The 241-nt window shown below is 32.4% G+C and carries 1 protein-coding gene; it reads left to right on the top strand.

Annotated features, from left to right (window positions below):
* Positions 1-241 (top strand): VOC family protein (locus RG959_RS24825; RefSeq protein WP_483298930.1); only part of this gene is annotated, 241 nt, incomplete at both ends.

Raw genomic sequence — 241 nt, 5'->3', positions numbered from 1 at the left:
GCTATGAGGGTGATAATTACCAAGTATTAACCGTTGGAAACAGTGAAGTGTCACTTACAATTGAGGAAGGGCGTAATTTAGCAAAAGAAAATCAAGCATATCCTATTTTTTTCACTAAAGATATTCAGCATACATATAGGGAATTACAAGAAAAAGGTGTTTTGGTAACAGAAATTCAAGATGACAGTGATAATAGATTTTTTGACTTTTATGACCTGGATAATAATAAGTTGCAGGTTTG

It is taken from the genome of Domibacillus sp. 8LH, from assembly GCF_038806185.1.
GTDB classification, from domain to species: Bacteria; Bacillota; Bacilli; order Bacillales; family Domibacillaceae; genus Domibacillus; species Domibacillus indicus_A.
Note: the sequence above shows the minus strand (reverse complement) of the source record. Positions and strands in the feature narration are given on the sequence as shown.